This window comes from Myxococcus vastator (genome assembly GCF_010894475.1).
GTDB lineage: Bacteria > Myxococcota > Myxococcia > Myxococcales > Myxococcaceae > Myxococcus > Myxococcus vastator.
This window is the reverse complement of the sequence record NZ_JAAIYB010000251.1, coordinates 1-12097: the sequence shown is the minus strand read 5'-3', so window position 1 is coordinate 12097 and position 12097 is coordinate 1. Positions and strand designations below refer to the sequence as shown.

At 69.3% G+C, this 12097-nt stretch carries 12 protein-coding genes; 5 read left to right on the top strand and 7 right to left on the bottom strand.

The window, feature by feature from the left end; genetic code table 11:
- Positions 1 to 146 precede the first annotated feature (146 nt).
- The 5 genes from acpS to G4D87_RS23050 form a co-directional block, all read right to left on the bottom strand.
- On the bottom strand, positions 147 to 527 hold the full coding sequence (gene acpS, locus G4D87_RS23070) for a holo-ACP synthase (RefSeq protein ID WP_163784371.1): 381 nt from the start codon (positions 525 to 527) through the stop codon (positions 147 to 149).
- 6 nt (positions 528 to 533) lie between these two features.
- Positions 534 to 1259 carry a pyridoxine 5'-phosphate synthase gene (locus tag G4D87_RS23065; RefSeq protein ID WP_163784370.1) on the bottom strand — a complete coding sequence of 242 codons (726 nt, stop codon included), beginning with the start codon at positions 1257 to 1259 and terminating at the stop codon, positions 534 to 536.
- Positions 1260 to 1370: 111 nt separating this feature from the next.
- Complete coding sequence (gene glmM / locus G4D87_RS23060) at positions 1371 to 2765, bottom strand: phosphoglucosamine mutase (RefSeq protein ID WP_163784369.1); 1395 nt, start codon at positions 2763 to 2765, stop codon at positions 1371 to 1373.
- Between the two features lie 261 nt (positions 2766 to 3026).
- Entirely contained in the window at positions 3027 to 4259 is a 1233-nt protein-coding gene (folP, locus tag G4D87_RS23055) for a dihydropteroate synthase (RefSeq protein ID WP_163784368.1), read from the bottom strand.
- A gap of 86 nt (positions 4260 to 4345) precedes the next feature.
- Positions 4346 to 4894 (bottom strand): YceI family protein, encoded by a 549-nt coding sequence (locus G4D87_RS23050; RefSeq protein ID WP_163784367.1) that lies wholly within the window; start codon positions 4892 to 4894, stop codon positions 4346 to 4348.
- Between the two features lie 134 nt (positions 4895 to 5028).
- On the opposite strand from G4D87_RS23050, the gene G4D87_RS23045 reads away from it, so the two are divergent.
- From G4D87_RS23045 to G4D87_RS23035, 3 genes are all read left to right on the top strand, one after another.
- Positions 5029 to 5910, top strand: a complete 882-nt coding sequence (locus G4D87_RS23045) for a LysR family transcriptional regulator (RefSeq protein ID WP_163784366.1) — start codon at positions 5029 to 5031, stop codon at positions 5908 to 5910.
- A gap of 128 nt (positions 5911 to 6038) precedes the next feature.
- A complete protein-coding gene (locus G4D87_RS23040; protein ID WP_163784365.1) occupies positions 6039 to 6734 on the top strand; it encodes a pirin family protein in 696 nt (231 codons plus the stop codon).
- A 32-nt stretch (positions 6735 to 6766) separates the two neighbouring features.
- Positions 6767 to 7678, top strand: a complete 912-nt coding sequence (locus G4D87_RS23035; RefSeq protein ID WP_163784364.1) for a pirin family protein — start codon at positions 6767 to 6769, stop codon at positions 7676 to 7678.
- A 98-nt stretch (positions 7679 to 7776) separates the two neighbouring features.
- Here the strand turns inward: G4D87_RS23035 and ftsH are convergent, their stop codons facing one another.
- Both ftsH and tilS read right to left on the bottom strand, forming a co-directional pair.
- The gene (ftsH, locus tag G4D87_RS23030) at positions 7777 to 9693 is read right to left on the bottom strand and encodes an ATP-dependent zinc metalloprotease FtsH (protein WP_163784363.1); all 1917 of its coding nucleotides are present in this window, start codon (positions 9691 to 9693) and stop codon (positions 7777 to 7779) included.
- 180 nt (positions 9694 to 9873) lie between these two features.
- Positions 9874 to 11229, bottom strand: coding sequence for a tRNA lysidine(34) synthetase TilS (tilS, locus tag G4D87_RS23025; protein ID WP_163784362.1), 1356 nt, complete (start codon positions 11227 to 11229; stop codon positions 9874 to 9876).
- A 455-nt stretch (positions 11230 to 11684) separates the two neighbouring features.
- Between tilS and G4D87_RS23020 the strand changes: the two genes are divergently transcribed.
- Complete coding sequence (locus G4D87_RS23020; protein ID WP_002638649.1) at positions 11685 to 11888, top strand: TIGR04563 family protein; 204 nt, start codon at positions 11685 to 11687, stop codon at positions 11886 to 11888.
- Positions 11889 to 11894: 6 nt separating this feature from the next.
- Positions 11895 to 12097 (top strand): TIGR04563 family protein (locus tag G4D87_RS23015; RefSeq protein ID WP_141592578.1); only part of this gene is annotated, 203 nt, incomplete at its 3' end.

The window sequence follows — 12097 nt, the reverse complement described above, 5'->3', positions numbered from 1 at the left end:
CACCCGAGCCGATGAGCCCCCGCGCCACCTCCGCGAGCCCCCGCCCGGCGTTCTCCATCAGCAACGCGGAGGGCATGCCGTGGCGGGCTTCGGCGGCCTGCTCGGCCTGACGCATCTGGGCGGCGGTGAGGACGCGCAACATGGCTTCACTCCCCTTTCGACTGGAGCACCACCGTGGCGGCGGCGACGTCCGCATCGTGGGTCAGCGCGAGGAAGGCCTCCAGCCCTCGCGCCTCCATGACCTCCAAGGCCACGCCGGACAGTGCGAAATAAGGCGCTCCGCCCTGCCGCCGGACCTCCATGTCCTTCCAGCGGATGCCCGGCGGCGCGCCCAGCGCCTTCACCAGGGCCTCCTTGGCGGCGAAGCGCGCGGCGTAGGCACTGGCGGCGTCACTGCGCCGGCCGCACAGGGCCCGCTCCGCCTCGGTGTAGACGCGGTTCAGGAAGGGCTCCGCGCGAGGCCCGTCCAGGATGCGCTGGATGCGGGAGATGGAGCAGATGTCCAGGCCCAGGCCGCGGATTCCCATGGCGCCCTACCCCGGGTTGCGCATGAGCTCGAGCATCTCGCGCACCGCGCGCTCGAAGCCCACCAGCACCGCGCGCCCGACAATGGCGTGCCCGATGTTCAGCTCGTCGATTTCAGCGATGCGGGCAATCGGCTGCACGTTGTCGTAGTTGAGCCCGTGGCCCGCGGCCACGCCCATGCCCAGCTTGGTGCCCGCCTTGGCCGCGTCGACGATGCGCGCCAGCTCCCGGGCCCGCTCCTTCTCGTTGCGCGCCTCACAGTAGCGGCCGGTGTGCAGCTCGATGCGGTCCGCGTTCACCTTGTGCGCCGCCCGCACCTGGTCCAGGTCCGGGTCGATAAAGAGCGAGACGGCGATCTCACCGTCCTTGAGGTTCTTGATGATCTTCGCGATGTGCTCGCGCTGGTTGGCGACCTCCAGGCCGCCCTCCGTGGTGAGCTCCTCGCGGCGCTCGGGCACCAGCGTCACCACGTCCGGCTTGTGCTCGTAGGCGATCTTCACCATCTCCGCGGTGGCGGCCATCTCCAGGTTCAGGAGCGTCTGCACCGTCTCACGGAGGATGCGCAAGTCCCGGTCCTGGATGTGACGCCGGTCCTCGCGCAGGTGGATGGTGATTTGCTGCGCGCCGGCGAGCTCCGCCAGCGCCGCGGCCGTCACCGGATCCGGATACGCGGTGCGCCGCGCCTGACGCAGCGTCGCCACATGGTCCACGTTGACACCCAGTCGCTGTCCCATCGACCGCACCTCGCTCGTGCGCGGCCGTGGGATTGTCGAGGGGCCCCGGTGCGCGCTGGCCCTTCATCACGCCGCCAGCGTCCGGAAGTCAACCGCTGAGCGCGGCGGCCCTCAGACGCTGAGGGCCTTGGACAGCGCGTCCGCGATTTCCTTCGCGTAGGCCTGGTTCTTGGCGGCGTCCTCGCCCTCGATGAGGACGCGGGCCTTGGGCTCGGTGCCGGAGAAGCGCACCAGCACGCGGCCGGAGTTGCCCAGCCGCTGCTCCACGCTCTTGATGACCTTCATCACCGTGGGGAGCTCGCCCAGCTCCTTCTTCTGCTTCACGACGACGTTGATGAGCGTCTGGGGCACGGGCTCGAAGATGGAGGCCAGCTCGCTCAGGGGCTTGCCCGCCCGGCACATCACCGCCAGCAGCTGGAGCGCCGCCAGGGTGCCGTCACCCGTGGTGGTGTGGTCCAGGAAGATGAGGTGGCCGCTCTGCTCGCCGCCCAGGTTGTAGCCGTTGCGGCGCATCTCATCGACGACGTAGCGGTCCCCCACGCGCGTGCGCGCCACCTTCACGCCCCAGCGCGCCACCGCGCGCTCCAGGCCGATGTTGCTCATCACCGTGGAGACCAGCATCTTCTTCTTCAGCTGCTTGCGGGCCACCAGCTCACCCGTGCAGATGGCCATGATGGCGTCGCCGTCGACGACCTTGCCCTTCTCGTCCACGACGATGAGGCGGTCGGCGTCACCGTCCAGGGCGATGCCCAGGTGCGCGCCGTGCTTCACCACCGCCTTGGCCAGGTTCTCCGGGAAGAGCGCGCCGCACTTGTGGTTGATGTTCTTGCCGTCCGGCGAAACGCCGAGCGCAATCACCTTGGCGCCCAGCTCCTCCAGCACGGCGGGCGCCGTCTTGTAGGCCGCGCCGTTGGCGCAGTCGACGACGATGGTCATCCCCTCCAGCGTCAGCTCGCGCGGGAAGGTGGCCTTCAGGAAGACGATGTAGCGGCCCCGCGCGTCCTCCATGCGGAAGGCCCGGCCAATCTTCGTGGCCGTGGGGCGGATGGAGTCGATGGAGCCGCTGGACACCAGCTCCTCGATCTTGCCTTCCGTCTCGTCCGGCAGCTTGAAGCCGTCGCGCCAGAAGAACTTGATGCCGTTGTCCTCGTAGGGGTTGTGGGACGCGGAGATGACAGCGCCGGCGTCCGCCCGCATGGAGGTGGTGATGTTGGAGATGCCCGGGGTCGGCAGCGGCCCGACGAGCTCCACGTCCACGCCCATGGAGGTGAGGCCCGCGGCCAGCGCCTGCTCCAGCATGTAGCCCGACAGCCGCGTGTCCTTCCCGACGATGACGCGGTGACGGTGCGGGCCATTGCGGATGAGGAACGCGAGCGCCCGCCCGAGCTGCATCGCGACCTCGGCGGTCATGGGATAGACGTTCGCCTTCCCACGAACACCATCCGTGCCGAACAGCTTCTGGGAAGCCCGCGCCTCCTTCGGAGGCATGTTCATCCTGTACGCCATGTGTGCCGCTCCGCCTTTCCCACGCCGGGCCTGCGCCGGCCTCTCGACGTCGGGGCTTATACCCCGCCCACCACGCGGGCTCGAAGTTAGGAACCCACTGCTCCCTGGGCAACCTCCCAGGCGTGCAGGCCGACGCAGACTAAAAGAGGTTGCGAAATCAGTACCAACCGAACCGCCGCCGTCCATACACGGCGGCTCGGGGAGCGGCCAGCGGAAGGTGAAGGTTCCGGCCACGGGCTGAGGGCTGTAAGCCACACCTTGTTACCGGGTGTAGAGCGTCCCTCCGTCCTCGGCCCTCCGGATGGCGTCCGCGACGGCCAGCGCGTCCCGGGCCTCCACCACGTCATGGACGCGGACCACGTCGGCCCCACCCAGCGCGGCCATGGAGGCCACCGAGCCCAGCGTCGCCGCCAGCCGTTCGGAGGCCGGCTTGCCGCCCGCCAGCCGGCCGAGGAAGCCCTTGCGACTGGTGCCCACCAGCAGCGGCAGCCCCAGGACGCGCAGCTCCTGGAGCCGGCGCAACAGGAAGAGGTTGTGCTCGAACGTCTTGCCGAAGCCGATGCCCGGGTCCACCAGGATGCGCTCGCGGGGGATGCCCGCCGCGCCAGCCCGGGCGACGGCGGCCTCCAGGAAGCCCAGCACGTCCTCGACGACGTCGTCGTAGCGCGGCGCCTGCTGCATCGTGGCCGGGGTGCCCTGGATGTGCATCAGGCAGCACGCGGCGCCGGCCTCGGCCACCACGCGGGGCAGGTCGGCATCGGCGCTGAAGCCGGTGATGTCGTTGATGAGGTGCGCGCCGGCCTTCAGCGCCTCGCGCACCACCGCGGCCTTGGTGGTGTCCACCGAGAGCGGCACGGACGTCCGCGCGCGCAGGCCCTCGATGACGGGAACGACGCGGGCCACCTCGTCCTCGGCGCTGACGGGCAACGAGCCTGGCCGGGTGGACTCACCGCCCACGTCGAGCAGGTCGGCCCCCGCTTCCGCCAGGGCGAGCCCACGGGCGATGGCGGCCTCCGGGTCGAGGAAGCGCCCACCGTCCGAGAAGCTGTCCGGCGTCACGTTCACCACGCCCATGACGTAGGCGCGCGCGCCCCACTCGAAGCGCGTGTCCCCCAGTACCAGCGCCGGTGGCACGGTGCCCGAGGCCAGCGCGGCAGCCACGGCCTTGGACAACGCCGGCAGCTCGTCGCGGCCTCCGCGAGCCAGGGCCACCAACAGCCGGAACTGTTCGGCGTGCCCCGACAGCATGCCCGTTCCAGGCCGTACCCCGGCCTCCCCCTCGAGCCAGGTGGGCAACTCCGCCGGAGCGTCAGAAAGAGTCTGCAACCTCTGGAGGAAGTGCAGCGCCTGCGTCCCCAGCCCCGTGAGGAGCAGCCGCGTGTGGGGGAGCGACTCCCGGAGCGCCGCCTGCGAGGTGGAGGCCAGCCCCATCCGCCGGAAGGCGAGGACCAGGTCTTCGGGGTGCTCGGCGGTGACGAGGCGGGCGCGAATCATCGGGAACTCCAGGGAGGGGGCCGCGCACCGCCGCCAGGACGGGACGCGCCTGCCTACCCTACCGCTCCGGAGCGCGCGTGGGTGGCTCAGGCGGCCTGCTCGGCCTGCTCCTTCACGGCCTGGACCTCGATGGTGATTTCAATCTTCTCGCCGACGAGCACGCCGCCCGTCTCCAGCGCCTGGTTCCACGTCAGGCCGAAGTCGCGGCGGTCCACCGACGTCTTCGCCTCGAACGCGGCCTTCACGTTGCCCCACGGGTCCTTGCCCACGCCGAGCTGCTCGGCCTCCAGCACCACCTCGCGGGTGATGTCGCGGAGGGTCAGGTTGCCCGTCACCTTCAGCCCGTCGCCGGACGCCTTCTCCACCTTCGTGCTCTTGAACGTGATGGTGGGGAACTTCTCCACGTCGAAGAAGTCCGGCGAGCGCAGGTGGTTGTCACGCTGCTCGACGCCGGAGTCGATGCTGGCCGTCTCGATGGTGACGGCGACGGAGGACTTCGTGACGTCCTGCTCGTCCAGGGAGACGGCGCCGCTGTACTTGCGGAAGCTGCCGCGAACCTTGGCGATGACCATGTGGCGGACGGAGAAGTGGATGCCGGAGTGGGTGGTGTCGATGTTCCAGGTCGTGGTGGCCATGAGGTGCCTTCCTTTTCGCGTGAAGCGGTGTGTTCGACGAGGAGGAAGGTAGCGGCGAGCCCCGGGCTTGATTAGATGGGCCAGACTGGAAGAACTGTTCCACCCATGGAACAACGCCCCTGGAAGGACGGGAGATGGACCTCAACGAGCTGCTCGTCTTCGCACGCGTGGTCCAGGCAGGCAGCTTCACCGCCGCGGCGCGTGGGCTGCGGATGCCCAAGTCCACGGTGAGCCGGAAGGTGTCGGAGCTGGAGACGCGGGTCGGCGCGCAGCTGCTCCAGCGCACCACGCGCAAGCTGCGCCTCACCGACGTGGGCCGGACGTACTACGAGCACTGCGCGCGCATCGTCGCGGAGGCGGAGCAGGCCGAGCTGGCCGTGACGCGGATGCAGGCCGCTCCCCATGGCCTGCTGCGCGTGACGACGCCGCTGACGTTCAGCTTCATCGGGCCGCTGGTGTCCACGTTCATCAAGCAGTACCCGGAGGTCCAACTCGAGCTGGTGTGCACCGACCGCAACGTGGACCTGATGGCGGAGGGCTTCGACGTGGCGATTCGCGCCGGACGGCTGGCGGACTCGTCACTCATGGCGCGGCGCCTGGGCAGCGTGGAGCGCGTCGTCGTCGCGGCGCCCAGCTACCTCAAGGCGCGCGGGGCGCCCAAGACTCCGAAGGACTTGGAGAAGCATGACTGCCTCCTCTTCGGCGCGGGCCTGGAGAACAACGTCTGGACGCTCCACTCCGGCAACCGCTCGGTGGACATCAAGGTGCCCGCCCGAGTCGTCGTGAATGAGCCGGACATGCTCTACGCGGTGGCGCGGGCGGGCTCCGGCATCGCCCTGCTCCCCAACCTCCACTTCACTTCGGAGCTGGCCGCCGGGCGCCTGCAGCGCATCCTGCCGGACTGGAGCTCCACGGGCACGCCTGTCCACGCCGTCTACCCGAGCACCCGGCACCACGCGCCCAAGGTGGTGGCCTTCGTGGAGTGCCTGCGCGAGCACTGGCCCATCCCAGGCTGAACGGGGCTTTGTTCCATGGGTGGAACGATGCATCCCATTGTCCATGCCTAGTCCCGGCAGGCCCTCACGCACATCATGTCTCTCGAAACAGCGGCCGCCATCCAGGCGCCACCGCGGAAAGGAACGTCATGATTGCCATTCGCCCCTCGGAAGCCCGCGGTCACGCCAACCACGGCTGGCTGGACTCCCACCACACCTTCTCCTTCGCCGGTTACTACGACGCGGACTTCATGGGCTTCCGTGCCCTGCGCGTCATCAACGAGGACCGCGTCGCGCCCCACGAGGGCTTCGGCACGCACCCTCACCGGGACATGGAAATCATCACCTACCCGCTCAGCGGCGCCATTGCCCACCGCGACAGCACAGGCGGCGAGGGCCTGCTGCGCGCCGGTGAAGTCCAGCGGATGACGGCCGGCACGGGGGTGTTGCACAGCGAGATGAACGGCGCGGATGAGCACCTCCACTTCCTGCAGATCTGGATCATCCCGGACCGCAAGGGCCTGACGCCTGGCTACGAGCAGAAGGCCTTCCCGGAGTCCGAGCGCCAGGGGCGCTGGCGGGTGGTGGCCAGCCCGGACGCCCGGGACGGCAGCCTCACGGTGCACCAGGACGTGGTGCTTCACGCGACGCTGCTGGGCACGGGCGAGCAGGCGACGTACACGCTCGCTCCGGGCCGCCACGCCTGGCTGCAGCTGGCGCGGGGCAAGGCCACGCTCAACGGCGTGGAGCTGAAGGCCGGTGACGGCGTCGCGGTGGCGGACGAGTCGCAGCTCGTCCTCTCCGCCACGGAGCCGGTGGAAGCGCTGCTGTTCGACCTGGCCTGAGGCCACCTCGTGGAAACGAAAGAGAGCACGACATGAGTCGGGACGACTTGAACGCGGAGCAGCTCCCCCCTTCGATGGAGACACTCATCGTCGCGCCCTCACGCGACCTGGGCGACGGGTTCGAGGTGCGGCGCGCGCTGCCCTCGGCCCGCCGCCGGATGGTGGGGCCCTTCGTCTTTCTGGACCAGATGGGCCCCGCCGGCTTCCAACCCGGCCACGGCCTGGATGTGCGGCCCCATCCGCACATCGGGCTGGCCACCGTCACCTACCTCTTCGACGGCGAGGTCATGCACCGGGACAGCCTGGGCACGGCGCAGCCCATCCGCCCTGGCGCGGTGAACTGGATGACGGCGGGCAACGGCATCGTCCACTCGGAGCGCACCGGCCCCGGCCCACGCGCCGCGGGCAGCAAGCTCTTTGGCATGCAGGCGTGGGTGGCGCTGCCCAAGCGCCACGAGGAGACGGCCCCGGCCTTCGTCCACCACCCCGAGGAGCAGATGCCCTGCCACGAGGGTGAGGGCGCGCGGATGCGCGTCATCACCGGCACCGTGCACGGTCAGCGCTCGCCGGTGCAGACGCTGTCGGACATGTTCTACGCGGACGTGGCGCTGGAGGCCGGCGCGCGCTTCGTGGTTCCGGCCGAGCACGAGGAGCGGGCGATGTACCTCGTCCAGGGCACCGTGGAGGTGGACGGCATGGCCTTCGAGCCAGGAGAGCTGCTCGTCTTCCGGCCCGGCGGCGCCATCACCCTCCGCGCCACCGCGGCGGCGCGGCTGCTGGTGCTCGGTGGGGAGCCCATGGACGGGCCGCGCTACCTGTTCTGGAACTTCGTCTCCAGTTCGAAGGAGCGGCTGGAGCAGGCGAAGGAGGACTGGAAGGCCGGCCGCTTCGCCGCCGTCCCGGACGAGACGGAGTTCATCCCCCTGCCCGTGCGCTACCCGTAGGCGCGTGACAGCAGGGAGCCCGCAAAGTAGAAGGCCCTTCCCAGCAGCGTGGGAAGGGCCTTCTTCATTTCAGCTCAACCGCTGAAAGCGCGTGAGGCTCAGGCCTTCTTCGGCTCCATCGCCGGCAGGCCCTCGAGCGCGTCGAGGATCTTCCGCTTGTCCTTCTTCTCCGTCGCCTTCGGGGGCGCATTCACCCGCGGGGGCGGACGCTCACGGGTCAGCTGCCCACCCTGGAGGAGGATGTTGACGTCCTCGGCGTCCAGCGTCTCGTACTCCACCAGCGCGTCCGTCACGCGGCGCAGGGCGTCGATGTTCTCCGTCAGCAGCTGCTTGCCGCGCTCGTAGCAGCCCACGACGATGCTGCGGACCTCGGAGTCAATCTGCCGGGCGGTGTCCTCGGAGTAGTCCTTGGACGAGTTGAAGTCGCGGCCCAGGAACACCTCACCGTCGCTCTTGCCGAACGCCAGGGGCCCCAGCTTCTCGCTCATGCCCCAGCGGCACACCATGGCGCGGGCCGTCTCGGTGGCACGCTCGATGTCGTTGGCGGCGCCGCTGCTCATCTCGTTGAACATGAGCTCTTCGGCGATGCGGCCGCCCATGGCCATGGAGATCTGGTCCAGCATCTGCTTCTTGTAGCCGTTGACCTTGTCCTCGGTGGGCAGGCTCCAGGTGACGCCCAGGGCCTGGCCGCGCGGGATGATGGTGACCTTGTGGAGCGGGTCGCAGCCCGGGAGGAGCTTGGCCAGCAGCGCGTGGCCCGCCTCGTGGGTCGCGGTGTTCCGCGTCTCCTTCTCGGTCATGATCATGGAGCGCCGCTCGGGGCCCATGAAGACCTTGTCCTTGGCGGCCTCGAAGTCGCTCAGGTCCACGCGCTCCTTGTTCTGCCGCGCGGCCATCAGCGCCGACTCGTTGACGAGGTTCTCCAGGTCCGCGCCCGTCATGCCCGGCGTCCCGCGGGCGATGACCTCCAGGTCCACTTCCGGCGCCAGCGGCACGCGGCGGGTGTGCACCTTCAGCACGCCCAGGCGGCCCTTCACGTCGGGGCGCGGCACCACGATGCGCCGGTCGAAGCGGCCGGGACGCTGGAGCGCCGGGTCCAGCACGTCCGGACGGTTGGTGGCGGCAATCAGGATGACGCCGTCGTTGGACTCGAAGCCGTCCATCTCCACGAGGAGCTGGTTGAGCGTCTGCTCGCGCTCGTCGTGTCCACCGCCCAGGCCCGCGCCACGGTGACGGCCCACGGCGTCGATTTCGTCGATGAAGATGATGCAGGGGGCGTTCTTCTTGCCCTGCTCGAAGAGGTCACGGACGCGGCTGGCGCCGACGCCCACGAACATCTCCACGAAGTCCGAGCCGGAGATGGAGAAGAACGGCACGCCGGCCTCGCCGGCCACCGCGCGGGCGAGCAACGTCTTGCCCGTTCCCGGCGAGCCCATCATCAGCACGCCCTTGGGAATGCGGCCGCCCAGCTTGGTGAACTTCTTCGGGTCCTTGAGGAAGGCGACAATCTCCTCGAGCTCTTCCTTGCACTCGTCCGCGCCAGCCACGTCCGCGAAGGTGACCTTGTTGTGGCTCTCGTTGAGGAGCTTGGCCTTCGACTTGCCGAAGGTCATGGCCTTGCCGCTGCCACCCTGCAGCTGGCGCATGAAGAAGATGAAGAACAGGAACAGGAAGACGACCGGCATCCACTGACCGAGGATGGTCAGCCAGAGGCTGTTCTGCTCCTCCCGCTCGTACTTCACATCCACGCCATTGCTACGGAGCTGGTTCAGCATGGCCGCATCCGGCGCCGGCCCCGTCGTACGGAACTTCTCCGACGTGTCGGTGAACTTGCCGGAATAGGTGTTGCCCTTGACGGCAACCTCCTTGACCTTCTTCTCCTCCACCTTCGTCAGCAACTGGGTGAAGGACGGTTCCTGGACCTGGTCGTTGCCCTGGGAGAAGAAATTGTAGAAGGCGACGAAGAGGACGATCAGGATGACCCAGAGCCCGATGGTCTTGTAAGTCGAACGCACGTGTCAGCTGCCCTTTCGGAACTCGGCGGGATGAGGGCCGCGCTGGGAAGAACCCCAGCTTTATCCATCACTTGGCCGACACCAGGCGAGCTACCCAGCGGCGGACCGTATCAGCAACAGCAAAAAGCCCTCAACTATTTAGGGGGCCGCGACCATCCCCCGAACTGCGACTCTGCCACTCTATAACGCCGCGGTCCGCTGAATGCTCGAACCGGGGGGAACCGCCCAGAGGTACTCCCTGGCGGCCGCACGCGGAACCACCGGTGGCCAGAGGCCGGGGAGCCACAACACCTGCCCCTCGGCGTCCGCCACCACGGGCCGCGTGTCCCGCGCCTCCGCGGGCACTCGAAGATCCACCAACACATCCTGAAGCTTTCGTTGTCCCGCGACCGTGCGCACCCGGTCCCCGGGGCGGCGTGTCCGCACGGTCAGCGGCCAGCGCGTCCCGTCCCCGAGCGCCAGCCCGAGCACCCCCGTGGGTGGAGGTGCGGACTCGACGGAAAAATTCCAGCCCGTCCCCACGAGCGCGCCCCGCGCGCCCGCGTGCGCCAGCCGCAGCTCGGCGGGTGGAGGGGACTGCGCTTGCCGCACGCAGCGCACCCGGCCGCTGGTGGCACGCAGCACGTAGCCCCGCCCCACCGTGGCCGAGCCGCCCTGGTCCACCGCGCGCTGCACGCGGGCCAGCGTGGCCTCATCCACCGCGGCCTCCGCGCTGGCCACCAGCCGGGCGAGCACCCGCCGGCGCAGCGCGGGCTCCAGCGCCCGCACGCCCGCCGCATCCAGGGCGCCATCCTCCAGGCGCAGCCGCGCGAAGGCCGCGTCCGCCATGGACGCCAGCAGCGACTCGTCCTCCGCGGCCACCCGCGCGAAGGCGGCCAGGTGCCCCTCCACCGCGAAGCCGGCGGCGCGCGACAGGGCGGGGAGCACGCCCAGGCGCACGCGCGTCCGGAAGTGGACAGGGTCGGCGTTCATCGGGTCTGTCGTATAGGAGACACCCTGCTCCACCAGGAAGGCCACCACGTCTTCGCGCGTGCACGACAGCAGGGGCCGCACCAGCCCGGGGCGCGCTTCATGGATGCCCACCGCGCCGCGAAGCGCGGTGCCGCGCGCCAGGCGCATGAGCAGCGTCTCCGCCTGGTCCGAGGCGGTATGCGCCGTGGCCACGACGCCCAGGCCCCGCTCACGGCGGAGCGCCTCCAGCGCCGCGTAGCGGGCCTCCCTCGCGCGCGCCTCGACGCCAGCCCCCGGACGCAGCCGCAGCGCCCGGACATGGCAGGGCAGCCCCCGCACGGCCGCCAGGACGGACACCTGGCGGGCCTCCTCCGCCGCTTCGGGACGCAGGCCATGGTCCAGCGAGGCCACCTCCACGCGCAGCCGGAGCGGCCCTGCGACGAGCGCGGTGCCCACCAGCAGCGCCGTGGAGTCCGCGCCGCCGGACACAGCGAGCAGCACCGAACCTCCCTCCAGTCCCAGCCGGGTGTACGCCGCTCGAAGTGTCGTCGTCAGCAGCGGTGTGGCGGAATCGTGACGGGGCATCGGACCGCGGTGGAATGGAGTGTCGGGTGCGCGGGTTACAGGAACACGTGCGGTTGAAGGCAGGGGGGCAGATTCTTATGATCGTCACAACATCGAATCAGCGGAGCGGCGGTAGCGGAAATACACGCGGCCGCGCGCGCTGTTCTGGGAACGGTCGAATTTTGAGCTGTTGGACCTAGGGGTCCCCCCCCTCCCCCTCTGGGTCCACGGGACCGCCCGGAGATTTTCTCCAGGCGGTCCCTCTTTCCGAAGCGCCCCGGACTTCCTCGTGGAGTCCGGGGCGTTTCCTTTTTCGCGCACGGTTGCACAGCTTACGTGCGACTGGACGAGCAAGGGGGCGGAGCGTGCGACCTCGGAATGAGTCCTTGGAAACCGTTGACCCTCTTGGGAGTCTGTCGGATAACGGCCCAGGTGTGTTCAGGTCGTCACCCCGAATCCGCCCCGGAGACCCAAGTATGGCAGGCACCGACAAGCGCAAGCAGTCGCTGTACTTCCCCGAGGAGATGCTGAAGGAGATCCAGGAAGAGGCGACCCGCCAGGACCGCTCCCTGTCCTGGGTCGTGCAGCAGGCGTGGAAGATCGCCCGCGAACGCATCAAGTCGTTCCCCGCCGTGAATGACGTGACTGGCGACGAGCGCCAGGACCCTCGGGAGGAGTAACGACGGATGGCTACGACGGACCATCGTAAACAGAGTCTCTATTTCCCCGAGGACATGCTGGAGGAGATCCAGCGTGAGGCGACGCGGCAGGACCGCTCGCTGTCCTGGATTGTCCAGCAGGCGTGGAAGGTGGCACGCGGGGACATCCGGAAGATGCCGTCGGTCAACGACGTGCTCAGCCCGCCTCCTCGTCCCGCGGCCCCCGCGCC

What these genes read in the sequence shown, in the direction of transcription:
- tilS (WP_163784362.1), bottom strand. Translation starts at nt 11,229, where the DNA reads ATGCCCCGTCACGATTCCGCCACACCGCTGCTGACGACGACACTTCGA.
- G4D87_RS23020 (WP_002638649.1), top strand. Translation starts at nt 11,685, where the DNA reads ATGGCAGGCACCGACAAGCGCAAGCAGTCGCTGTACTTCCCCGAGGAG.
- G4D87_RS23045 (WP_163784366.1), top strand. Translation starts at nt 5,029, where the DNA reads ATGGACCTCAACGAGCTGCTCGTCTTCGCACGCGTGGTCCAGGCAGGC.
- G4D87_RS23065 (WP_163784370.1), bottom strand. Translation starts at nt 1,259, where the DNA reads ATGGGACAGCGACTGGGTGTCAACGTGGACCATGTGGCGACGCTGCGT.
- folP (WP_163784368.1), bottom strand. Translation starts at nt 4,259, where the DNA reads ATGATTCGCGCCCGCCTCGTCACCGCCGAGCACCCCGAAGACCTGGTC.
- G4D87_RS23050 (WP_163784367.1), bottom strand. Translation starts at nt 4,894, where the DNA reads ATGGCCACCACGACCTGGAACATCGACACCACCCACTCCGGCATCCAC.
- glmM (WP_163784369.1), bottom strand. Translation starts at nt 2,765, where the DNA reads ATGGCGTACAGGATGAACATGCCTCCGAAGGAGGCGCGGGCTTCCCAG.
- G4D87_RS23035 (WP_163784364.1), top strand. Translation starts at nt 6,767, where the DNA reads ATGAGTCGGGACGACTTGAACGCGGAGCAGCTCCCCCCTTCGATGGAG.
- acpS (WP_163784371.1), bottom strand. Translation starts at nt 527, where the DNA reads ATGGGAATCCGCGGCCTGGGCCTGGACATCTGCTCCATCTCCCGCATC.
- G4D87_RS23040 (WP_163784365.1), top strand. Translation starts at nt 6,039, where the DNA reads ATGATTGCCATTCGCCCCTCGGAAGCCCGCGGTCACGCCAACCACGGC.